The 22,582-nt window shown below is 43.8% G+C and carries 18 protein-coding genes and 2 tRNA genes; 8 read left to right on the top strand and 12 right to left on the bottom strand.

The window, feature by feature from the left end; genetic code table 11:
• Nucleotides 1-28: 28 nt before the first annotated feature.
• Nucleotides 29-2,473, bottom strand: coding sequence for an acyl-CoA dehydrogenase FadE (fadE, locus tag FKN05_RS00340; RefSeq protein WP_161427877.1), 2,445 nt, complete (start codon nt 2,471-2,473; stop codon nt 29-31).
• 298 nt (nt 2,474-2,771) lie between these two features.
• Between fadE and lpcA the strand changes: the two genes are divergently transcribed.
• Both lpcA and FKN05_RS00350 read left to right on the top strand, forming a co-directional pair.
• Nucleotides 2,772-3,347, top strand: a complete 576-nt coding sequence (lpcA, locus tag FKN05_RS00345; protein ID WP_161427878.1) for a D-sedoheptulose 7-phosphate isomerase — start codon at nt 2,772-2,774, stop codon at nt 3,345-3,347.
• Nucleotides 3,348-3,418: 71 nt separating this feature from the next.
• Nucleotides 3,419-4,261: a class II glutamine amidotransferase gene (locus FKN05_RS00350; protein WP_099611597.1), complete on the top strand. Its 843-nt coding sequence runs from the start codon at nt 3,419-3,421 to the stop codon at nt 4,259-4,261.
• A 233-nt stretch (nt 4,262-4,494) separates the two neighbouring features.
• On the opposite strand, the gene purN is transcribed toward FKN05_RS00350, so the two are convergent.
• On the bottom strand, nt 4,495-5,133 hold the full coding sequence (gene purN / locus FKN05_RS00355) for a phosphoribosylglycinamide formyltransferase (protein WP_099611596.1): 639 nt from the start codon (nt 5,131-5,133) through the stop codon (nt 4,495-4,497).
• A gap of 3 nt (nt 5,134-5,136) precedes the next feature.
• Entirely contained in the window at nt 5,137-6,177 is a 1,041-nt protein-coding gene (gene purM, locus FKN05_RS00360; RefSeq protein WP_170886557.1) for a phosphoribosylformylglycinamidine cyclo-ligase, read from the bottom strand.
• Between the two features lie 165 nt (nt 6,178-6,342).
• On the opposite strand from purM, the gene upp reads away from it, so the two are divergent.
• A complete protein-coding gene (gene upp, locus FKN05_RS00365) occupies nt 6,343-6,969 on the top strand; it encodes a uracil phosphoribosyltransferase (RefSeq protein WP_099611665.1) in 627 nt (208 codons plus the stop codon).
• 71 nt (nt 6,970-7,040) lie between these two features.
• Here the strand turns inward: upp and rluF are convergent, their stop codons facing one another.
• The gene (rluF, locus tag FKN05_RS00370) at nt 7,041-8,015 is read right to left on the bottom strand and encodes a 23S rRNA pseudouridine(2604) synthase RluF (RefSeq protein ID WP_170886560.1); all 975 of its coding nucleotides are present in this window, start codon (nt 8,013-8,015) and stop codon (nt 7,041-7,043) included.
• Between the two features lie 88 nt (nt 8,016-8,103).
• Complete coding sequence (gene smrA / locus FKN05_RS00375; RefSeq protein WP_099611594.1) at nt 8,104-8,685, bottom strand: DNA endonuclease SmrA; 582 nt, start codon at nt 8,683-8,685, stop codon at nt 8,104-8,106.
• A gap of 758 nt (nt 8,686-9,443) precedes the next feature.
• On the opposite strand from smrA, the gene FKN05_RS00380 reads away from it, so the two are divergent.
• Nucleotides 9,444-9,520: transfer RNA gene (locus tag FKN05_RS00380), tRNA-Pro, on the top strand.
• Between the two features lie 925 nt (nt 9,521-10,445).
• Nucleotides 10,446-13,097 (top strand): beta-N-acetylhexosaminidase, encoded by a 2,652-nt coding sequence (locus tag FKN05_RS00385; protein WP_170886562.1) that lies wholly within the window; start codon nt 10,446-10,448, stop codon nt 13,095-13,097.
• A gap of 135 nt (nt 13,098-13,232) precedes the next feature.
• Here FKN05_RS00385 and FKN05_RS00390 read toward each other — a convergent pair whose 3' ends face one another.
• The gene (locus FKN05_RS00390) at nt 13,233-15,938 is read right to left on the bottom strand and encodes a copper-translocating P-type ATPase (protein WP_170886564.1); all 2,706 of its coding nucleotides are present in this window, start codon (nt 15,936-15,938) and stop codon (nt 13,233-13,235) included.
• Nucleotides 15,939-16,105: 167 nt separating this feature from the next.
• On the opposite strand from FKN05_RS00390, the gene gltX reads away from it, so the two are divergent.
• The gene (gene gltX, locus FKN05_RS00395; RefSeq protein WP_099611592.1) at nt 16,106-17,530 is read left to right on the top strand and encodes a glutamate--tRNA ligase; all 1,425 of its coding nucleotides are present in this window, start codon (nt 16,106-16,108) and stop codon (nt 17,528-17,530) included.
• A 109-nt stretch (nt 17,531-17,639) separates the two neighbouring features.
• On the opposite strand, the gene FKN05_RS00400 is transcribed toward gltX, so the two are convergent.
• From FKN05_RS00400 to flgT, 3 genes are all read right to left on the bottom strand, one after another.
• On the bottom strand, nt 17,640-18,146 hold the full coding sequence (locus FKN05_RS00400; protein ID WP_099611591.1) for a Fe3+-citrate ABC transporter substrate-binding protein: 507 nt from the start codon (nt 18,144-18,146) through the stop codon (nt 17,640-17,642).
• A 157-nt stretch (nt 18,147-18,303) separates the two neighbouring features.
• Nucleotides 18,304-18,380, bottom strand: a tRNA-Arg gene (locus FKN05_RS00405).
• A gap of 54 nt (nt 18,381-18,434) precedes the next feature.
• Nucleotides 18,435-19,568 (bottom strand): flagellar assembly protein FlgT, encoded by a 1,134-nt coding sequence (flgT, locus tag FKN05_RS00410; RefSeq protein WP_170886566.1) that lies wholly within the window; start codon nt 19,566-19,568, stop codon nt 18,435-18,437.
• A 160-nt stretch (nt 19,569-19,728) separates the two neighbouring features.
• Here flgT and FKN05_RS00415 point away from each other — a divergent pair, with 160 nt between their 5' ends.
• Together FKN05_RS00415 and flgP are read left to right on the top strand one after the other, a co-directional pair.
• A complete protein-coding gene (locus FKN05_RS00415) occupies nt 19,729-20,364 on the top strand; it encodes a FlgO family outer membrane protein (protein WP_170886568.1) in 636 nt (211 codons plus the stop codon).
• A gap of 16 nt (nt 20,365-20,380) precedes the next feature.
• Nucleotides 20,381-20,812 (top strand): flagellar assembly lipoprotein FlgP, encoded by a 432-nt coding sequence (gene flgP / locus FKN05_RS00420; protein WP_099611589.1) that lies wholly within the window; start codon nt 20,381-20,383, stop codon nt 20,810-20,812.
• A 110-nt stretch (nt 20,813-20,922) separates the two neighbouring features.
• Here the strand turns inward: flgP and FKN05_RS00425 are convergent, their stop codons facing one another.
• From FKN05_RS00425 to flgA, 3 genes are all read right to left on the bottom strand, one after another.
• Nucleotides 20,923-21,348, bottom strand: coding sequence for a flagellar protein FlgN (locus FKN05_RS00425; RefSeq protein ID WP_161427182.1), 426 nt, complete (start codon nt 21,346-21,348; stop codon nt 20,923-20,925).
• A 30-nt stretch (nt 21,349-21,378) separates the two neighbouring features.
• On the bottom strand, nt 21,379-21,708 hold the full coding sequence (flgM, locus tag FKN05_RS00430) for a flagellar biosynthesis anti-sigma factor FlgM (protein ID WP_099611587.1): 330 nt from the start codon (nt 21,706-21,708) through the stop codon (nt 21,379-21,381).
• A 109-nt stretch (nt 21,709-21,817) separates the two neighbouring features.
• On the bottom strand, nt 21,818-22,561 hold the full coding sequence (gene flgA, locus FKN05_RS00435) for a flagellar basal body P-ring formation chaperone FlgA (RefSeq protein WP_099611586.1): 744 nt from the start codon (nt 22,559-22,561) through the stop codon (nt 21,818-21,820).
• Between the last annotated feature and the right edge of the window lie 21 nt (nt 22,562-22,582).

Raw genomic sequence — 22,582 nt, forward strand, 5'->3', positions numbered from 1 at the left:
GGCGATGAAAATTCTCTTAAGTTAAATACTAGGCGACCTCTTCCAGTTTTGGATGTGGTTTGTTCGCTGCCAGTGCTTGTGGAGAAAAGTCATCGACATTGATGGTATATAGGCGATGAGTTTCAGCCTCCGTCAATAATTGCGCTTCCTGTTCCGTTAAGATTTTTTTCTCAAGGCCGACAGTGGCTAATTCATCCAAACGAGTAAATGGATGGCGTTGACCGAGTGCCTGGCATAATTTCGTGAAGATAGGTTCAGCTTGCAGTATAACATTGAGTGCTTGTTCTATTTTCCCTACCGGGTTATGTTCTGTTGCTGCTAAATATTGGTAACGACCTAAGCGAGAACGGGTTGCACTCGGTGTTTGAATAATTTGCGCCACCTGGCTATCAAGCTTATCGTTAGGCGCTTTTCGCACTCGGCCAAATGGCATGAGCAGCACTCGTAATAGTTTTCCCAGCACCGGGTTTGGGAAGTTTGCAAGAAATTCATCAATCGCCACTTCTGTTTGCCTTAAACTGTCTTGTAATCCCCAATGGACTAAAGGTAAGTCCTCCTTAGGGCTGCCATCATTTTCAAAACGTTTAAGCGTTGCAGAGCTTAAATAAAGTTGACTGAGGATATCACCGAGTCGGGCGGATAAGCGCTCTTTTCGTTTAAGTGAGCCCCCAAGCGTTGCCATAGAAATATCTGCTAACAAAGCAAGATTTGCACTGTAACGGTTGAGTTTCTGATAGTAACGTTGGGTGGCATCTTTAGTGGGTGAGGATGAGCCGTAACCATCGGTGAGACCAAACCAAATGCTGCGTACAAAATTACTCAAGGTAAAGCTAATATGGCCAGCTAATGCTTGATCAAACTGCTCAAGTGCAGCAGGGTGGTCAGAGTGAGCTGCGGCCATTTCACTAAGAACGTAAGGATGACAACGAATCGCACCTTGGCCAAAGATAATCATTGAGCGAGTGAGGATATTTGCGCCTTCAACGGTGATGGCAATGGGAGCTCCTTGGTAACCTCTGGCTAAGAAGTTAGCTGGCCCTAAACAGATACCTTTACCACCGACGATGTCCATGGCATCGATAATGGCGCGTTGCCCACGGTGGGTGCAATGATACTTAACAATGGCTGAAATAACCGATGGCTTTTCACCTAAGTCTATCGCAGCGACCGTTAAATTGCTGGCTGCATCCATGACATAAGCATTACCCGCTAAACGGGCTAGAGGCTCTTCGATGCCTTCCATTTGGCCGATCGGTTGCTTAAATTGACGGCGAATTCGAGCATAAGCTCCGGTTGCTAGAGCTGCGGTTTTAATCCCGCCTGTTGAGTTTGATGGTAAGGTGATTCCTCGACCAACGGAGAGGCATTCCACCAACATGCGCCAACCTTGCCCTGCCATTTTTGGGCCGCCAATAATAAAATCTAAAGGAACAAAAAGATCATTAGCTCGGGTTGGACCATTTTGAAAAGGAACATTGAGTGGAAAATGACGATGACCAATTTCTACCCCAGCTAAGTCGGTTGGAATCAAAGCGCAAGTGATGCCGATGTCGGGCGAATTTCCTAATAGGCCGTCGGGATCTTGCAGTTTAAAGGCCAAGCCTAATACTGTGGCAACCGGAGCGAGGGTGATATAGCGTTTGTTCCATGTGAGGCGCATTCCCAGCACTTCCTTTCCTTCCCACTCACCTCTACAGACAATTCCAAAATCAGGGATAGACCCTGCGTCTGATCCCGCTTCTGGGCTGGTTAAAGCAAAACAAGGGATTTCTTTTCCTTCGGCTAAACGTGGTAAATAATAATTTTGTTGCTCTTGAGTGCCATAATGTTGCAGTAATTCACCAGGCCCTAATGAATTTGGAACGCCAACGGTGGATGAAAGAACACCGGAAACCCCTGTTAATTTCTGTAATACCAACGATTGAGCGTAGGCTGAAAATTCTAAGCCGCCATATTTTTTCTTAATAATCATGGCAAAAAATTTATGATCTTTGAGGAATTGCCATACTTCTGGCGGTAAATCGGCCAGTTCATGAGTGACTTGGTAGTCATTAACCATGGCACAGACTTGGTTGACCGGGCCATCTAGAAATGCTTGTTCTTCTGCGGTTAAGGTTGGCGCTTTTATGCTCTTGAGTTGCTGCCAATCAGGTTTACCTTTAAAAAGTTCAGCTTCCCACCAGACGGTGCCAGCATCCAAAGCCTCTTTTTCTGTTTGTGACATAGCGGGAAGCACTTTTTTAAACATCGTCAGTGCTTTACTGCTGATTAGATTTTGCCGTACTGAGGGAACGATAAACACCACGATGGCCGCAAGGTAGAAAGCCCAAGCAAAAAATCCAGCCTGACCGGTTATTGATAGCGTTAGCATTGTTAAGGTTAAAAAAGCTAACGCGGTAAAGAGTGAGGTTCGATGGTATAAGCATGTGCTTAGCACCAGCAAAAAAGCCAACATAGAGATCAAGATTTCCATAACAATTTTCCTTATCCAGACAAGGTGGCATCTGATGTTAAAGTGGTCTAACCAGTCGATTGTAATCAAAAGTTTAACGAGATGTAAAATGTAATATTGGCTAAAAAGTGATCTGGATGAAAAGAAAATACAAAAATGTGCTGTGTACGCCAATTTTATCGACAAAAAGTCAGGCCAATTAATCAATTTGTGCTGCTACGACTATCGACAGAGGGAATCGTTTGGGTAAACTCAGCAACATGTAAGTTTTCTTGTAAGAAAACTTTCTTGCCAGCAGAATAATGAAGAGATGAAACCTATGTACCAGGATTTGATTAAACGTGAACTGACGGAAGCGGCTGAAGTACTGAATACATTTTTAGCCGATGAGCAGAATATTGCTAACATTGAAGCCGCAGCAAAAATGATAGCCGATTCTTTTAAGCAAGGAGGTAAAGTTCTTTCTTGTGGCAACGGTGGTTCGCACTGTGACGCGATGCATTTTGCAGAAGAATTAACCGGGCGCTACCGTGAAAATCGCCCAGGTTATCCGGGAATTGCTATTTCTGATCCCAGCCATCTTTCTTGTGTTAGTAATGACTTTGGCTACGATTATGTATTTTCACGTTATGTCGAAGCCGTCGGGCGTCAAGGTGACGTTCTCTTCGGCCTTTCAACCTCGGGTAACTCAGGAAATATTTTAAAAGCGATTGAAGCCGCTCAAGCAAAAGGGATGAAAACCATTGCCTTGACCGGAAAAGAGGGGGGCAAAATGGCAGGATTAGCGGATATTGAAATTCGTGTGCCTCATTTTGGCTATGCTGACCGTATTCAAGAAGTCCACATTAAAATTATCCACATTATCATCCAATTAATTGAAAAAGAGATGGCATAAACCATGGTGGGTTAACCGTTTAAGTTGGCCCACGGTTAGTTAAGTGGTTTAAAGAAGGAGTTGTTTAAACCATGTGTGAATTACTTGGTATGAGCGCCAATGTGCCAACCGATATTTGTTTTAGTTTTACCGGCCTGATGCAGCGGGGAGGTAAAACAGGGCCCCACCGAGATGGTTGGGGCATTACTTTTTATGAAGGACGAGGTTTTCGAACCTTTAAAGATCCAGCACCCAGTTGCCAGTCACAAATTGCTCAACTAGTGCAAAATTATCCGATCAAAAGCTGTGCCGTGATCAGTCATATTCGTCAAGCGAATCGTGGTGGGGTGAGCTTAGAAAATACGCACCCTTTTACGCGTGAACTATGGGGGCGGTATTGGACGTTTGCCCATAATGGACAACTTGTGGATTACCAAAGACTTACTCAAGGTCGCCACCGTCCGGTTGGGCAAACAGATAGTGAAGCGGCTTTTTGTTGGTTACTCGATAGGCTAGAGCAGCGTTATCCAGAGATCCCTCACAATATGCAGGATGTTTTTTACTACGTCAGCGAGCTTTGTGATGAGCTACGTAATAAAGGGGTATTCAATATGCTGCTTTCTGATGGCGATTACGTGATGAGCTACTGCACCAATCACCTCTATTGGATCACTCGTCGAGCCCCATTTGGTCATGCTGCATTGATTGATGAGGATGTGGAAGTGAATTTCCAAGAAGAAACCACCCCCAATGATGTGGTGTCGGTGATTGCGACTCAGCCATTAACCGGCAATGAAACTTGGCAGCGAATGAAGCCGGGCGAGTTTAATTTGTTTTATTTAGGTGAGCGAATTGCAACCAATGTTGAGCAATTGAAAGCGGTGGCTTTTGCTGCGCCAAAGCCGGGTAATCAAGCTCCTCAAGCTGAGCTTTAATTAATCACATAAAAAGGGTAGCCGTAAGCAACCCTTTTTATGTGATTAATACTATCTCCTTCCTACTTGAAGCTGCAGGGGCTACGTTTGCTCACCCCAATCGCATCGCCTGTCTATGCTTATGGGGATGATGAGAGCCATCCGTGGCACTCACCAAAGGCCAGCCTACGGCTGTTCAAATTTGTCACGTTGCCGCCAAACTGCAACTCTCAGTTGTTTGGGTATACATCCTATTATTGGTCGGCATAACCATGGATCCCCAAAGGTTTTCCATCTAAAAAGGCTTTGCCTTGCTTCATCGCTAAACGCTCTTCCACAAACCATTGCACCACTAACGGATAGATACGATATTCTTGAGCTTGTACCTTTGCCGTTAGTGTTTCAACGGTATCCTCGTCAAAAATGGGCACTTTTGCTTGAAGAATAACAGGCCCACCATCCAATTGTTCTGTCACAAAGTGGACGCTTGTGCCATGTTCTTCATCTCCAGCATGAATGGCTCTTTGATAGGTATTAAGGCCTGGATACTTAGGTAACAGTGATGGGTGAATATTAATCATGCGCCCTAAGTAGTGGCGAACAAAATCACTGCTGAGAATACGCATATAGCCAGCTAAAACGATCAAGTCTGGTGTGTATTGATCGATATACTGCATTAATGCGTCATCAAAAGCATCACGAGTCTCATAAGCGTTTGGATCCACAAAATGTGCTGCTGCACCTGCCTTTTTGGCCCGTTCTAAAGCATATGCTGTTGCTTTGTTTGAAAAAACAGCCGTTACTTTGCCACCATGTTTACTGGCTTCACAGGCATCAATGATCGCTTGTAAATTGGTTCCATTTCCTGAAACTAAAACAACAATACTTTTCATCAATTATTTGATCTCTACTTGCTCTTCATTCGCTTGTGCCGAGGCTATTTCACCGATAATCCATGCGTTTTCGCCTTGGTGTTGTAACAGCTCGACCGCTGCTTGTGCTTGATTCTTTGGTAGGGCAATAATTAGTCCGACACCACAGTTGAAGGTGCGATACATTTCGCGTGTTGTCACATTTCCTTTTTGTTGTAGCCAAGTGAAAATGGCAGGCCATTGCCAACTGTTGCCATCAATCACTGCTTTTGCTCCTTCAGGTAATACGCGAGGGATGTTTTCCCAGAAACCACCACCAGTAATGTGCGAAATGGCGTGAATATCGTGTTCAGCAATCAGTTTTAATCCTGATTTAATATAGATTTTAGTCGGTTCTAACAGGTGTTCGCCGATCGTTTTACCTTCCAGCATTTCGTTTTTATCGGCACCGGACACTTCCAGAATTTTACGAACCAGAGAGTAACCATTTGAGTGCGGACCACTTGAACCGACGGCGATCAATGCATCTCCTGCAGCCACTTTGCTACCGTCGATGATGTTTTCTTTTTCTACTACTCCGACACAAAAGCCAGCGACATCGTAGTCTTCGCCTTCATACATTCCAGGCATTTCTGCGGTTTCGCCCCCAATCAGAGCGCAGCCCGCTTGAACACAACCATCAGCAATACCAGAAACGACATCTGCTGCTGTCTCTACGTCTAATTTTCCCGTGGCATAATAATCCAGGAAAAAGAGTGGCTCTGCACCTTGTACAATTAAGTCATTGACACACATGGCGACTAAATCAATCCCAATCGTGTCATGCTTTTTCATATCCAAAGCCAGTCGTAATTTGGTTCCAACTCCGTCGGTTCCTGAAACGAGAACGGGCTGTTTATACTTAGTTGGCAGTTCACATAGGGCACCAAAACCACCAATACCGCCCATGACCTCAGGGCGACGAGTGCGTTTGACTGCTCCTTTTATTCGTTCAACAAGCGCATTGCCTGCATCGATGTCTACGCCAGCATCTTTGTAGCTAAGAGAAGTGTTGTTACCGCTCACGGGGAAAGTCCTCGATCTAGTTGGATATGAAAACGAGGCTATTCTACAGGCTTAAACCAAAAAGGAAAACGTTTGCGTCAGATTTTTATCAAGATTTTAGGTCGGAAAACCGCAATAAATGAGTGTATAATCTGAAAGTTTATTTAAATTATGCCGGAGATGGAAATGAAAGTTGTTGAAGTAAAACACCCTCTAGTAAAACATAAAATTGGTCTGATGCGAGAAGGTGATATCAGCACGAAACGTTTTCGTGAGTTAGCCACCGAAGTTGGGAGCCTACTTACTTATGAAGCGACTGCTGACTTTGAAACAGAAAAAGTAACTATTGACGGCTGGAACGGTCCTGTTGAAGTGGATCAAATTAAAGGCAAGAAGGTCACCGTAGTGCCTATTTTACGGGCTGGATTGGGAATGATGGATGGTGTATTGGAACATATTCCAAGTGCTCGTATTAGTGTGGTGGGAGTTTATCGAGACGAAGAAACATTAGAGCCAGTACCTTACTTCAACAAACTGGCTTCCAATATTGAAGAGCGCATTGCGATGGTGGTTGACCCAATGCTTGCCACCGGCGGTTCTATGATTGCCACGATTGATCTACTTAAAGAGAAAGGATGCAACCAAATTAAGGTCTTGGTTTTAGTCTCTGCGCCTGAAGGTATTGAAGCGTTGGCCAAAGCACACCCTGATGTTGAGTTGTACACGGCGGCTATTGATGAAAAACTCAATGACAAAGGTTATATCGTTCCTGGTTTAGGGGATGCTGGGGATAAGATCTTCGGGACGAAATAATTTCGTATTCTTGTAAAGTATTCTTGTAAAGAAGAGGCACTATTGGTTCCTCTTCTCAACATTCAGCGAGCTTATTTATTTAGACGCAGTGTGCCACTTTTTCTGGTGATATTTTTCGATGTGCCTTTATTGTTTGTTGTTGATGAATCACGATGCGGTTTACATTTTTCACGCCCATTTTTCGTATTAGGCCCATGACGATGTTCATGCGCATCTCGCCCTTTAAAGGTTCGATGTGTAACCGGCTTGGTGGTTCGGCTATCAAATAATTTGGCATTGGTTGCTTTTGGGATAGTTTGCCCTTTACTGCCTGTTCGAGATGCTTCTTCGGTACTGATTGATCCTTCACACATGGCTAAAATTTCATTGACTTCAGCTTCTGTTAAATAACGCCATTGTCCGTTAGGAATACCCTCTAAAGTAATATTCATGATTCTCACCCGGCGCAATTTAAATACTTCATACCCTAACGCTTCACACATACGACGAATTTGCCGGTTTAAGCCTTGAGTGAGAACAATGCGAAAGGCATATTTTGTTTCTTGGGTGACTTTGCAAGGAAGCGTCACAGTATCGAGAATATTCACACCGCTGGCCATCTGGTGAATAAACTGCTCGGTGATCGGCTTGTTGACTCGCACTACATACTCTTTTTCGTGATTATTCCCTGCGCGGAGAATTTTATTCACAATATCCCCATCATTGGTTAAAAAGATTAATCCATCTGAGGGTTTATCTAAACGGCCAATAGGAAAGATACGTTTGCTGTGGCCAATGAAATCAACAATATTTCCGGGCACATCTTGTTCCGTGGTACAAGTAATCCCTGTTGGTTTATTTAACGCAATGTAGATGGGTTTTTCTTTATAGCCGACCGGATTGCCATCAATACAGACAGTATCTTGCTCTGTGACTTTTGTTCCCATCTGGGGAATTTCCCCATTAATGGTGACTCGGCCTTGTTCTATTAATTTGTCGGCTTCTCGGCGTGAACAAAATCCTGTTTCACTGATGTATTTATTTAAGCGTTTTTCATGGGGTGTCATGGTGGCTCCTAACGTTTCGCAACGGAGTGGTCAATCAAAATAATAATATTATCTACGTGAGGGGTCGTATTTTATCAGTTATTACCGGTTAACCAAGTCGTTTTTGGTGGCGCTCTCGGTTATCATTTTTTTGATGGCGACTTTTTCGAAGTAAGATATAGACAGCCCCAGTCCCGCCATGGAAACGTTGTGCGCTATGAGCACATTGCACTTCATCAATTTGAGTTAACCAATGAGCGACAAAGCTTTTGATCATTGCGGGCGGAGTTGAGCGCTCTCCTCGTCCATGTATAATTAAGATCGTTCGCATATCCAGCCTCATACATTGGGCTAGAAAATGGCAGACCTCGTCCCGCGCTTGTTTTAGTGTTTTACGGTGTAAGTCTAGCCTCGCCTGAATGGGGTATTTACCTAATCGTAATTTTTTGTACACACCATCTTGTACCCCATCTTTTTTGTATTCCACTACGTCATCGGGTTTTAGCATCGGAGCAGAATCGATCGAAAGATAATCGGGATTGTGTTCGGAAAGGGCGATCGCGGATTGACGCTTTGCTAATTGCGCATCAGTAACCGTATGGCCTTTTTTCAGTTCAGCGACGTCATGTGTGAGGGGTTTTACATCTCCCATCATTTGCTGAAACAAGGCTAAATCATCATCATGAGACATAATAGTGCCTGAAAAGGGTCATTCAATGAGATGATTATACCGATTCAAACAGGAAGATGACCAAAGAAAAAAATAAAAAAACGGAGTAGACAGGCGATCTACTCCGGTGCATAGCATCAGTTTATAGGTGCTAAGCGATCTAGTGAGGAGATTTGTCGTTCATGACATTGCCGAGGTAAAAGCTGTGAGAAACAGCACTAGACCAACGGCTCTAATCGCTTTACTGTACGACTCAATAAGCGTTTAAGTCAGATGTCTAGATTATCGGCAACGTTTTTGAAGACGAAAATACGTTAAAATATGACTAAATTTTCAACCCTGATCTGGATCAATTGTATGCCACAGGTTGTGATTGTGTTTCTTTTGCTGTGTATTTAATCACATTTTGCTGGTGTTTGTTTGTCTTACATACGGAAGATAGAGAAAAGAAGAAAAGGACTTGCTTAACGAAACAGAATGGGTACCATACGCCTGGTAAACGGTGAATAGCGCAGTTTGGTAGCGCATCTCCGGTTTTAGGAATAGCGGACCAGAGGGCGACCCTCTTGTCGGATTTTCTAAAAAAACTTGTCGGTGAATAGCGCAGTTTGGTAGCGCATCTCCGGTTTTAGGAATAGCGGACCAGAGGGCGACCCTCTTGTCGGATTTTCTAAAAAAAACTTGTCGGTGAATAGCGCAGTTTGGTAGCGCATCTCCGGTTTTAGGAATAGCGGACCAGAGGGCGACCCTCTTGTCGGATTTTCTAAAAAAAAACTTGTCGGTGAATAGCGCAGTTTGGTAGCGCATCTGGTTTGGGACCAGAGGGTCGGGGGTTCGAATCCCTCTTCACCGACCACTATTTTAGGCCTCAGTTGAAAGACTGAGGCTTTTAAGTTTGTAGAGAGTGATTGAAAGAGGGTCGGTGGTTCGCCTGATATTTCAAATTAGGCTCTTCACCGACCACTATTTTAGGCCTCAGTCGAAAGACTGAGGCTTTTAAGTTTGTAGAGAGTGATTGACAGAGGGTCGGTGGTTCGCCTGATATTTCAAACTAGGCTCTTCACCGACCACTACTTTAGGCCTCAGTCAAAAGACTGAGGCTTTTAAGTTTCTAGAGAGTGATTGAAAGAGGGGCGGTGGTTCGCCTGATATTTCAAACTAGGCTTTTCACCGACCACTACTTTAGGCCTCAGTCAAAAGACTGAGGCTTTTAAGTTTGTAGAGAGTGATTGACAGAGGGTCGGGGGTTCGCCTGATATTTCAAATTAGGCTCTTCACCGACCACTACTTTAGGCCTCAGTCGAAAGACTGAGGCTTTTAAGTTTCTAGAGAGTGACTGACAGACTCAAGTATTTATGTGCGACAAAAACGTTACTTTAGCGGAGTTTAAACAAATTTGACGAAGATAAATGTTCGATGTTTGTCACAAATTAGCGTTTATCTTCTCGAACTTGATTGGCGGTATTCATGGCGAAAGATGAATTTTTTCACACCAAGGATTGAAATGGGCCTTATTTATGTGATTTTGATCCAATTAATCTCGTCAAAATAGAAATGTCGATTTTGACATTTTGGTTAACCTTTTGATATTAATGATTTTATTTTTATTTTAAATGCTAAATTTTGAACTTGATCACCTCATGGTTTGATTAATTTTACGCCTAGAAATAACTCGCGTTATGGTGAACGTCATCAAGTGTAGCCATTGGCTGATGTCGTCGTGAGATGTGAAGGGATATGACCATCCCATCCATTTTCAACCTAAAAGTAAGGTATTTCTTATGTTGAACAAGAGTGTGATTGCCGTTTCAGTGATAGCAACTATAGCTGGTTGCTCAATGATGAACTCATCAAACCAGTCTGTCGTTAATTCACTCGCGGATAACCTAGATATTTATTATACCGTTTTCACCAACCATGGTGCGGATGAAGGACTTGAATGCCAAGCATTGGGCGCTGAGTGGGCTTCTTGTAATAAAGTAAATATGACTTTGGCAAACCAAGGTAACGCGGTTGATTCAAAAGATTGGGCCATTTACTTTCACAGTATTCGTTTGATTTTAGATGTAGACAGTGATCAATTTAAAGTGACCCGTGTTACGGGAGATTTACATAAACTGGAACCCACCGAGTTATTTACTGGTTTTGCTGCGGGAGAAACCATTACGCTTCCTCTGATTGGTGAATATTGGCAGCTGTTTGAAACAGACTTTATGCCTCGTGCTTTTATCACGGCACCGAATGCAGAACCCAAAGTGATTGCTTCACTCAATACTGAGGAGGTGGATAGTTTTGTAAGTGGGCTAGCCGGAAATAATCTAAAACGTACCCCTAGCGATAATAATGTCTTTGCGAATGCGTTGACTCGTTTTGAAAAAAACGCTGATGTCACTTTGCAAGATGTGTCAAGTTCCTTATTACCGACCCCCATGAAAGTGGAAAAAGGTCATGGAAATTTAGCTATCTCGGCAGGTTTAGCACTGCCCAAAGCGGCTTTTGACGAGGCACAACTTACTGCCATTCAAAGACGAGCGATGATGGTTGGCCTGAATGTGAATGGTTCACTTCCGGTTTCTATTGCTGTGACACCAAAGTCATTTAGTGGAGCGTTGGCTAAGTCAGGAGCCTATCAACTGCGTATTAATGATAAAGGTATCGTCATTCATGCCTTTGACCAAGCAGGGGCTTTTTATGCCGTACAATCAATTTTGGGGTTGATTGATAGCCAGCAACCAGACACATTACCGCAACTTTTTATTCAAGATGCCCCTCGTTTTGATTATCGTGGCATCATGATTGACGTTGCCCGCAACTTCCATAGTAAATCAGCAATTTTAGCGACATTAGATCAAATGGCTGCGTATAAAATGAATAAGTTGCATCTACACCTTACTGATGACGAAGGGTGGAGAATCGAAATTCCAGGGTTACCTGAATTAACGGATATTGGTGGGCAACGCTGTTTTGATTTAACCGAGACAGAATGTCTATTACCGCAGTTAGGTTCTGGGCCAACAAGCGATAATTTTGGTTCGGGTTATTTCAGTAAAGAGGACTACATTGAGATTTTGCAATATGCGAAGGCGCGTCATATTGAAGTGATTCCTGAAATCGATATGCCTGCTCACGCACGTGCAGCTGTTGTTTCGATGGAAGCGCGTTATCAGCGTTTAATGCAAGCAGGAAAAGAAGCGGAAGCCAATGAGTACCGTTTGTTGGATCCACAAGACACCTCAAATGTGACTACAGTGCAATTCTATGATCGTTTAAGTTTCATTAACCCTTGCCTTGATTCATCGACGCGCTTCGTGGATAAAGTGATCAGTGAAATTGCTGCCATGCACCAGCAAGTGGGAATGCCGTTAACCACTTGGCATTTTGGTGGTGATGAAGCGAAAAATATTAAGTTGGGTGCCGGTTTCCAAGATGTTAATGAGACCGATAAAGTGAGTTGGAAAGGCAATATTGATCTTTCAGCGCAGGATAAACCATTTGCTCAATCTCCACAGTGTCAGGCAATGATCGCGAGTGGTGAAGTGAGTGATTTTGCTCATTTACCTAGCCATTTTGCTGAACAAGTGTCGAAGCTTGTGAATCAACAAGGAATTCCCCACTTTCAAGCTTGGCAGGATGGATTGAAATACAGTGATAGTCCGGAGTCATTTGCCACTCAGAGCACGCGAGTCAATTTCTGGGATGTCTTGTATTGGGGAGGAACATCATCCGCTTATGAATGGGCCGAGAAAGATTATGATGTGATTATTTCTAACCCTGACTATGTTTATATGGATATGCCCTATGAAGCGGACCCTAAAGAGCGGGGCTATTATTGGGCAACACGTGCTACCGATACGCGTAAAATGTTTAGTTTTGCACCAGAGAACTTGCCACAAAATGCTGAAACCTCACTGGATCGTGATGGCAATGGGTTCAGTGGTAAAGGGGAAGTGAAAGCGAAACCATTCTATGGCCTCTCCGCCCAGCTTTGGTCTGAAACGGTACGCAATGATGAGCAATATGAATATATGGTCTTTCCTCGCGTATTGGCTGCCGCTGAGCGAGCTTGGCACCAAGCCAGTTGGGAGAATCGCTACCGAGTCGATGTTGAATACTCACAGCAAACCTCTCGTGTTAACCAAAAAGCGTTAACGGCGGACTGGAATCGCTTTGCCAATGTGGTTGGGCAACGTGAGTTAGCAAAATTGGAAAAAGCAGGCATTGATTATCGCCTCCCTGTTCCTGGAGCGGTGATTAAGAACGGACATTTGGCCATGAACGTTCAGTTCCCCGGTGTGACGTTGCAATATTCATTCGATGGTGAGCAATGGCAGAACTTTGATGCGGCGAATGCCCCTAAAGTCAATGGTAAAGTGTGGATTCGTTCACTCTCTGCCAGTGGGCAACGAGCAAGTCGTGTTACGATGATTGAATAATCACTCGATACATTGAGTTCATTTCACAATCAAAAAAGCCTCTCACGTGTGAGAGGCTTTTTTATGTTAAGCCAAGGCTTAACAACTTAGGAAGACATCAACTCGATAGCTACCTTTGTGATCACCCTACACCAATTAATCATCAAAACGGGTTTTAACTAAGCGTAGTCGATTGGCATTGCTCACCACAGTAATAGAAGAAAGCGCCATGGCGGCTCCGGCAACAACGGGGCTCAGTAAAAAACCAAATGTAGGATAAAGCACCCCTGCGGCAATCGGAATGCCAAGTGTATTGTAAATAAAGGCACCAAAGAGGTTTTGACGCATATTTTTCAACGTGGCTTTAGAGAGTTCAATGGCATTCACCACGGCTAGTGGTGAGGAGTTCAAGAGGGTCATTTGCGCACTTTCAATAGCGACATCACTGCCGCTACCCATGGCTATTCCAATGTCTGCTTGTGCTAGCGCTGGCGCATCATTGATACCGTCTCCTACCATCGCAACATGCCGCCCTTGCTGTTGCAATGCTTGAATATGTTGCGCTTTTTGATCGGGTAACACTTGAGCGATCACTTGAGCAATGCCTAACTGTTTGGCTATCGCATCGGCAACACTTTGCTGGTCACCCGTCAACATAACGCTATGAATACCCATTTCGTTGAGTGCTCGAACGGCTTTAACGGCGCTGCCTTTTATAGGATCGGCAATCGCAATCAACCCGATTAAGCGATTATTGCGCGCAATGGCTACCGGTGTCCACGCTTGTTTAGCAAAAGTGTCGATGGCTTGCTGCGCGATGGTGAGATCAACGGCGAGAGAGTGCATGTGAGGTAAAGAGCCAATGACTATCTCATCCCCTTGATACTGGGCTTTTATCCCCTTACCGCGTTGATTTTCAAATTGCTCAATTGGGGCTGCACTCACTTGCTGCAGCTTGGCATAATCACAAATTGCTTTAGCTAATGGATGTTCGGAGTGTTGCTCTAGTCCAAAGGCGAGGCTCAATAAGGTGGATTCATCCCCTTCAAGGCAGAGCAACTCTTGTACGCTCGGTTTGCCTTGGGTTAATGTGCCGGTTTTATCAAAGACGACCGTATCAATGTTACTGGCCGATTGTAAAACGTTAGCGTCACGAATCAAAATGCCCATTTCTGCGGCTTTACCTACGCCAACGGTCACCGATAGTGGAGTGGCTAAACCAAGCGCACACGGGCAAGCAATGATTAGTACAGTGGTGGCAACCACCAGCATATAACTGGCTTTAGGGTCCGGGCCGAACCAAAACCACATGGCGGCAGAAAAGAGCGCAATGGCGACCACCACCGGCACAAAGACCGCAGAGATCTGGTCAGCTAATTTGGCAATGGCCGGTTTACTGCTTTGTGCTTGGCGAACCATTTGAATGATGCGAGCTAGCATGGTTTGTGAACCAATACCTGTCGCTTGGATCAATAAGCTGCCGTCTTGGTTGATGGTGCCTGCGGATACCGAGTCTCCGATTTGCTTATGAACCGGCAGCGGCTCTCCGGTCAGCATCGCTTCATCTACGTATGAGTCCCCCTCTAACACCATGCCATCAACTGGGGCTTTTTCTCCCGGTTTGATACGTAAAGTCATTCCTTGAGAGATGTCTGCTACCGCAATGATCCGCTCACCGTTTTCGGTCACTTGGGTGGCTTGTTGTGGCTGTAAATTGATTAATGCTTGCAGTGATTGCGTGGTTCTGGCTTTTGCTTTGGCTTCAATATAGTGACCGAGAGAGATAAGCCCAATAATCATGGCAGAAGCTTCAAAGTAAACATGACGCGCCGCCATCGGGAACCAGTGAGGAAAGCTCACCACTAACATGGAGTAAAACCAAGCAGAGCCGGTACCTAAGGCGACTAAAGTATCCATGGTGGCTCGGCGATGAGTTAAGGCTTGCCAAGCATTGACATAAAAGCTGCGTCCGGCACTGGCGAGCAGAGCGAGACAGGTAAGCCCAACGATACCCCAACCAATTTGGTCTTTGCTGCTTGTAATCATCATGCTGCCACCCAAGACTCCCCAAGCCATCAGTGGAGCACCCAGCAGTAAACCCAGAATAGCGCTGCGTTTATGCTCACGTTGCGAAGCGGCTAATTGTAATTGCTGTTTCGCTTGTTGCTGATTGGGATCGTCAATGGCTTCTGCCTGATAGCCCGCTTGTTTCACTGCGGCTAACAGTTGTTCGGTAAGCGGGTGCTCACTGATGACGAGTGCGCTTTGCTCGGCTAAATTGACTTGAGCTTTTTGGACACCGGAGACAGACATTAATGCCTTTTCCACCGAAGCGACACAACTGGCACAAGTCATCCCCTGAATCAGTAAATGGTCGCTGACCTTACTAATGTCTGGTTGAGCTTCAATATGCGATGTGGTGAGTGGTGATACCTGTTGTGCCGAGTTGAGTTCAGCTTCCACTGTACCCTTATCCTTGGATTGCAATCTTGCCTGATAGCCAACGTGCTGCACCTTGTCGATAACCTCTGCGTTAGAGAGTGTCGTGACTAAGCTGAGCGTTGTCTTTGTGATATCCAACCGAGCAATCCGTGGCTCTTGGCTCAGCGCTGTGGTGAGTTTCTTGACGCACTTACCACAGTTAAGACCAGCTAAGTAAAAGTGTGTAGGTTGGGCGGTTTGATAGCCTAACGATTCAATGCTATCCACGACATTATCAAGTGAAACTTCTGTATCCAATTCAATAAATGTGGGCGATAGCGAATGGATTTGAACCGTAAAGTCACTCTCTAGTTGACGCTCAAGCTTACGGGCACATCCCATGCAATTCAGCCCAGATAACGGTAAAGCATAGTGGTTCATGGTCATTCCTCCGAAATATTGAGGTAAGGATAAACCTTAACCTAGCGGTAAGGTCAAGCGAGTTTCTGGAAGTTTCTTGGGTCTATGCAATGGGAGTGATAGAATGGCGCACAAAATTTCGCTCATGCCAACTATTCGGCTGAAGTTTCAGAAAAAGGTAATAAATAATGACGGTTAAAACTCGTTTTGCTCCTAGCCCAACAGGTTATCTACACGTAGGCGGGGCGCGTACAGCTCTTTATTCTTGGTTATATGCGAAAAGCCAAGGTGGTGAATTTGTGCTACGCATTGAAGATACCGATTTAGAACGTTCAACTCAGGCTGCGGTTGATGCCATTCTTGAGGGAATGACGTGGCTTGGTCTAGAGTGGGATGAGGGGCCTTATTACCAAACCAAACGTTTTGATCGTTATAACGAAGTGGTTGACCAATTGTTAGCGGAAGACAAAGCCTACAAATGTTATGCCTCAAAAGAGCTGCTGGATGAAATTCGCGCAGAGCAAGAAGCGAATAAAGAAATTCCTCGCTATGATGCAAATCACCCTAAAATTCAAGCTGTGAATGCTGCGGCTAAAGAGGGCGATCCTTGCGTGATTCGTTTCCGTAACCCGAAAAATGGTAGCGTGGTGTTTGATGATCAAATACGAGGCCGGATTGAAATTCGTAATGATCAACTCGATGACTTAATCATTCGCCGGACAGACGGTTCACCAACCTATAACTTTTGTGTTGTGGTCGATGATGTTGATATGGGTATTACACACGTGATTCGCGGTGAAGATCATATCAATAATACTCCTCGTCAGATTAATATCTATAAAGCAATGGGGGCGACGGTTCCTACTTTCGCCCATTGTGCGATGATCTTAGGCGATGATGGGGCTAAATTGTCTAAACGTCATGGTGCGGTTTCTGTGATGCAGTATCGTGATGAAGGCTATCTCCCTGAAGCTTTAATCAACTATCTTGTGCGCTTAGGTTGGGGGCATGGCGATCAAGAAATCTTTACTCGCGAAGAGATGGTCAACCTCTTTAGTTTAAATGCGATATCTAAATCCGCATCTGCCTTTAATACCGATAAATTGTTATGGCTAAATAACCACTACATCAAAACGTCTGATCCTGAGTATGTGGCAAAGCACCTTGAGTGGCACTTTACTCAGCAAGGCATTGATAAAAACCAAGGCCCAGCCTTGGCCGATATCGTTCGTTTGGTTGGCGAGCGTTGCCATACCTTAGTTGAACTTGCCGAACAATCTCGTTATTTCTATCAAGACTTTAATGAATTTGAGGCTAATGCTGCGAAAAAACATTTACGTGGCGTTGCTAAAGAGCCACTTGCGCTAGCTTTAAGCAAAATTGAAGCGCTAACGGAGTGGAGTGTTGAAAAGCTCCATCAAGTGATTGCTGAGGTTTGTCAAGAGCTAGAGATTGGTATGGGCAAAATTGGGATGCCGTTGCGAGTCGCGGTGACTGGTGGTGGTCAATCACCTTCGGTTGATGCTGTTATGCATTTGATCGGTAAAGAGCGTGTAGTGAAACGTATTCAAATGGCATTGGCTTTTATTACTGAGCGTGAAGCGAACGCATAATTTCCTCTTTCCTCATTGAAACCGTAGCGATGGCTACGGTTTTCTCGAAATAAAAAAGCCCACTTTAGTGAGCTTTTTTATTTTATTGGTAACCAGTAGCATTGCTTGTCTATTTTAAATCAATGCTATTTAAACGTCCCATATAGATAAGAATATCGAGATAGTCTTTATGAGCATCCAGTAATGCTTTTTTGGTTTTTGTATAGGCCGCTAGTTTTCCGTGCCTTTTAATGGAGCAAACGACGCTTTTAAATGCACAGTTCCCAGCGTTATCGTAACTACGCCAGGCGGCAATATAACAAGCGTCACGATAATCAGGGTTTTCTTTGGTCGGGCGAGGCTTATAAATAATCTTTGGTTCCAAGCTATGAGGAAGCCGAGTCATTAAATAAGGATCTTTAAGAATTTGCCGCCAAAATTTTCCCCACATTTCACGACCTAGCTCATTACGTAGCTTAATCGCTTTTTTTAAGCCTTTTTTTTCTCCGATACGAATATAACCGACTGACCGATGCAAAACGGCATCATCGGGCGTATGAATATGAATTTTGTAAGCAGTTTTCGCTTTTGAGATAAAGCGATGGCCAGTATTCGTTTCTAGGTTACTTTTTTTCATACCTATCGCTATAGAGTGTTTTGTTAATAACTGAGTGGCAATAGTAATCGGTACAGAGACATTAGTCTAAAACAATAAGAGTATAGTACATCAGAAGCGTGTCAGAATTGTGCGAAAATGGGTTAACGCAGTTATAGGTTAACCCATTTGGTAAGTATGGCGCTCCCGACAGGATTCGAACCTGTGACCTGCCCCTTAGGAGGGGGCCGCGCTATCCTGCTGTGCCACGGGAGCGAAGAGTGATATCTTACTCAATTATTCCGGTGAGATCATGCTTTCTGGTCGTGTTTATAACTGTTTGTGCATTACATCGCCAATTTGGATGCTAGAAGACAGTTCTGGTTGATCGACCGTTAATTCAGCGTCTTTTTCGTAAACTCGGGTAACGGTTAAAGTAATATCACTTTGGGTCACTTTATTACGTGGAAGCCCATTTTGATCAATAAAAGCTCCCGTATGCCAAAGTTGTAATTTATCACCTTCTTGTACGCCATGAATTCGACCTAAATCCATACTGATGGTATTGCCATATTTTGCAACAACCTCTGGTAGTGTTATTTTACAAGAAAGATCGGCTTCTAGATCGAGCATGATATTACGGCTCACTCTTAGTAGCATCTGTCCGTAGGTCGAAGCCCAAAAGCGCGCACTACGTGTATCGGTATTACTGGTTTTGGCAAATGGCCAGCTAGAAACCTCGCGATAATTTTTTTTCGTGATCTCGTGTCCCGTCTTACCATCAAAGACTCGTAGTTCTAAAGCAAATTGTCGGTTGATGACATCATCGCGCAATAACTTTTGTTCAATGGTGGAGGTTAGATCGGTAATTGATCCCCCGATGATATAGTGAGCGCCAAGATCTTGTGCAATCATTTTTATTCGAGTTGGATTACGAGGGTCAATGTCATAATCTGTGGTTCCCACCGAGATAAAACTGTGGGCTTCTTGCGAGATTTGTCTATCAAGGACATCGGCAAAATCGTCACCTAACTGATAAATTTGTCCCATAACGGCTTGTTGTGGAGAGGCAAGATCAATATTACCGACTAGAACGGTTTTCTTATATTGGTTTGTATGGCAAGCCTTTGCCGATGGATAAATATCTATTCTGGCGACAATTTTCATCACATTACGACGAACTTTTCGACTTTCTATCGAAATATACCGAATTTCATGGTTATTAAATAAATATTCTTGACGATCAGTCTCCAATAGCGGCATTAATGCACTAATGCTACCAATATCAGCTCCAGCAAAGTTGACCGCTTTATAGATGGCATCTTCGAGAGCATGCAATCTTGCCGTCTCTTCTGAAGAAACAACCGTAGCGGTGCCGGTCACTTCATACCAGGCCGCTTGACTGCTTGGTACCCAAAAGTACATAAAAACAATTGAAACGAAAGAATATATATTTTTTTTCATGATAATTTGCCAGTTAGGTACAAAATTTGCTTTACAAATATTAACCGATGTAGGTATGCGTTTCTGAAGCGAAAGCTAATAAAGAAAAGCAAAGAGCGTTCCAGTTTTGCTAATAGGAACAAATGGGACGTTAGCCTTAGTCTATCTGGAGATGAAGAGAATGAAAAAATGGCTGACCTTAGTGCCCGTAGTTTTTTTAACTGCCTGTGCCTATGCCCCGATTTATAACGGCAAAGAGCCATACAATGGTTCACAATTTATGCTCATGGAAAGCCCTCGTCATACGTTGGATTTCTTTATTGACAGTTTGACAGAAGATCTCGTTCAGTCCAATACCAGTGTTACGGCTCGGACACCAATTGCCGTGACTTCATTTGTCGATTTACAAAATATGGATACGACAAATTGGCTGGGTAATTCTGTATCTGAAGGGCTAATTTATCAATTCCAGCGTCGCGGTTTTAAAGTGGTGGACTTTAAAACGACGGGTTCAATACAAGTGACACACCAAGGTGATTTCGCCTTTAGTCGTGATTGGAAAGACCTAGCACAGGAGCAAGAGATTCAATACGTATTGACCGGAACGATGTTGCGTCAAGAGGGTGGAGTTCTCGTTAATGCCCGAGTCGTTGGTATGCAATCACGCATTGTGGTTGCGACCGCCCAAGGTTTTTTACCTGAAGACCGTATTGGACGAGATTTAGACACATTAAATACGATTCGTACGCAAGATGGGGTTTTAATTCGCTCTGATCCAACGATGACTCGCCCTTACAATATTATTTTGCGACCTTAGGGCTTAGGAGAGAATAATGAAAGCAGGATGGTTTCTTTTGCTTACACTATTAATGTCTGGTTGCCAGCCTCTGCAATCAATGCGTAGCGATGATTGGTTAACTGCCGTTGGTTACGCCAGTATTAGTGAACAACGAGGCCGTGATGATGAAGAAAAACAAGTGAGAGCGATGAGGGCTTCTAAAATCGATGCGTACCGTGAATTGGCGGAACAAATTTATGGTATGCGAATCTCTGGCAGAGCCGATCTACAGGATCAGCGTCTTGGTACCGAGCTGACTTCGGGGGCCGTTGATGGTGTGATTCGAGGGGCGGAAGTGGTACGGAGTTATAAAGTCGGCGATAGTTATGTTACGGAGTTACGATTGGATATTCGTAAAATGGATCGATTACGTAGTTATGGTGAAGTACAACAAGTGCCAGAAAAGCGTCAACAAACGCTGTTTTAATTTTCCCCCTCTCTTCTCTTTTTCTTCGTACAAAAACACCGGCGGCGGTTAATCTTCCGCTGGTCTTACTGTCATCGTTTAGGCTTAAATGAAATGGGAGGAACCCATTTTTACGCTTTTAGATTAGTCCCTAATGTTGAGATGGTATGTGTTTGCCCAGTTGCATTATAGGTCATCCCAATTTTACCATGGCTTTGCTGCATCAAGTTATTGAGTTTATTAAAACTAAGCTGCGCTCTAGCTAAGGCTTCACCGTTGATATTGTTTGATTGCTGGCAGTCGTGAATGATGGAACGAATGTGATTCATCACGCCATGTAAATCGTCATCCTCAGTCAGGCTCTTCACATCCGGATGACGAGAAATCCGCTGATCGGTTTGCTTTAATTGATTTACTAAGGTGATCTTTTGCTTAGCAACCGCTTCAATATCTGAAGAAACTCGACTGGTAATTGCTATTTTTTCTTGATCCAATAATGCAGAGAGTTGTTCGGCATTTTTTAATTGGAATTCGACTAAATCTTTTAACGTTGCCATTAGTCAATCACCTTGTTCATACATTTACGTTTATTTAAAGCCGCCTAGCTCTTGTTCAAATTTAATCATATTGTCAGCCAGTTTTTCTGGGTCAACAACGTATGAGCCATTTGCAATGGCTTCTTTAATGGCGGCAACTTTTGCACTATCAAAACTTGGGGTAGCAGCCATTTCGTTGTGCATTTCACCGATGGCTTTACTTTGTGTGCTTAATGAAACCGCATCTTGTTGTGGTGCAACACTTGTTTTGCTAGTTGTGTTTGCCGAGCTTGAAGAGCTTGAGTTTGTATCTGAACGAGCAGGTGCACGACTGGTTGTCGTTAACGATTGACCTGAACGTATGTTATCAATACCTGCCATAAAAGAGCCTTTAAAATAATCAACTGGTACCGTCAATATCGACGAAGTAAAGTAAAACTTTAGTATTTTATTTCAGCATAGGGTAAATAAATCACTCACGAGCGATAAATTAAAATCGAACCGTGACTTCACCCATGCCACTGACTTGAGCATCTATTATACGGTTTGAGCGATCATTTTTCACTTTTATCTGATCGCCTAAATTTCCATCAGAGAGAGCAGTGCCTTTTGTTGTGATGTTCATCTCATTACTTACTGCTCTGATCAGCACGTTTTCATTCCGACACACTACACATATGTCATTGTGGTTAATTACATCTCCAAGTTGGAGATTTTTTTTTGTTTTTGCTCCAATAACCATATCTTGTGAGGAAAATCCTTGCCGTCTAAAGCGTAGCAGATCTACCATACTCATAGTAACATCATGTTCTGTTATCATTTGCCCACGAGAAAGGGCGTTGAGAGCTGTTACCATTGGAACCGTTATGGTTAATCTTACTGGGACATACACTCGCCAGCCGTCGGCTGGACATTCGACAAGAACAGTAATATTACTAGCAGAGCCATTATAAGACGATGAAGAAGTGTCTAATTTCTCTGGGCAATCTGTCGCAAAAATACGTTCATCAATGTTGGCCGCATTAACAACCAGTTCTCCACCTATCGGCTTATCTACCGTGTTGAGAACATGATCTTGAGCCGCTTTCTGAATCTGTTCTATCTGTTCTAAAGTGGCGGAAAACGCACAAAGGCTAAAGAAAAATAATAAAAAGCCGATAGAGTTATAAAAAAAGTGGTAGAAAGCTCTACACTTAACAGTGATAAGTAAATATAAACGGGTTTTCGAAAACATAGTTCGTTTCTCTGGTTTCTT

This window comes from Vibrio sp. 1-1(7) (assembly GCF_013048485.1).
Classification (GTDB): domain Bacteria; phylum Pseudomonadota; class Gammaproteobacteria; order Enterobacterales; family Vibrionaceae; genus Vibrio; species Vibrio fujianensis.

What these genes read in the sequence shown, in the direction of transcription:
- fadE (WP_161427877.1), bottom strand. Translation starts at nt 2,473, where the DNA reads ATGGAAATCTTGATCTCTATGTTGGCTTTTTTGCTGGTGCTAAGCACA.
- lpcA (WP_161427878.1), top strand. Translation starts at nt 2,772, where the DNA reads ATGTACCAGGATTTGATTAAACGTGAACTGACGGAAGCGGCTGAAGTA.
- FKN05_RS00350 (WP_099611597.1), top strand. Translation starts at nt 3,419, where the DNA reads ATGTGTGAATTACTTGGTATGAGCGCCAATGTGCCAACCGATATTTGT.
- purN (WP_099611596.1), bottom strand. Translation starts at nt 5,133, where the DNA reads ATGAAAAGTATTGTTGTTTTAGTTTCAGGAAATGGAACCAATTTACAA.
- upp (WP_099611665.1), top strand. Translation starts at nt 6,343, where the DNA reads ATGAAAGTTGTTGAAGTAAAACACCCTCTAGTAAAACATAAAATTGGT.
- rluF (WP_170886560.1), bottom strand. Translation starts at nt 8,015, where the DNA reads ATGACACCCCATGAAAAACGCTTAAATAAATACATCAGTGAAACAGGA.
- smrA (WP_099611594.1), bottom strand. Translation starts at nt 8,685, where the DNA reads ATGTCTCATGATGATGATTTAGCCTTGTTTCAGCAAATGATGGGAGAT.
- FKN05_RS00385 (WP_170886562.1), top strand. Translation starts at nt 10,446, where the DNA reads ATGTTGAACAAGAGTGTGATTGCCGTTTCAGTGATAGCAACTATAGCT.
- FKN05_RS00390 (WP_170886564.1), bottom strand. Translation starts at nt 15,938, where the DNA reads ATGAACCACTATGCTTTACCGTTATCTGGGCTGAATTGCATGGGATGT.
- gltX (WP_099611592.1), top strand. Translation starts at nt 16,106, where the DNA reads ATGACGGTTAAAACTCGTTTTGCTCCTAGCCCAACAGGTTATCTACAC.
- FKN05_RS00400 (WP_099611591.1), bottom strand. Translation starts at nt 18,146, where the DNA reads ATGAAAAAAAGTAACCTAGAAACGAATACTGGCCATCGCTTTATCTCA.
- flgT (WP_170886566.1), bottom strand. Translation starts at nt 19,568, where the DNA reads ATGAAAAAAAATATATATTCTTTCGTTTCAATTGTTTTTATGTACTTT.
- FKN05_RS00415 (WP_170886568.1), top strand. Translation starts at nt 19,729, where the DNA reads ATGAAAAAATGGCTGACCTTAGTGCCCGTAGTTTTTTTAACTGCCTGT.
- flgP (WP_099611589.1), top strand. Translation starts at nt 20,381, where the DNA reads ATGAAAGCAGGATGGTTTCTTTTGCTTACACTATTAATGTCTGGTTGC.
- FKN05_RS00425 (WP_161427182.1), bottom strand. Translation starts at nt 21,348, where the DNA reads ATGGCAACGTTAAAAGATTTAGTCGAATTCCAATTAAAAAATGCCGAA.
- flgM (WP_099611587.1), bottom strand. Translation starts at nt 21,708, where the DNA reads ATGGCAGGTATTGATAACATACGTTCAGGTCAATCGTTAACGACAACC.
- flgA (WP_099611586.1), bottom strand. Translation starts at nt 22,561, where the DNA reads ATGTTTTCGAAAACCCGTTTATATTTACTTATCACTGTTAAGTGTAGA.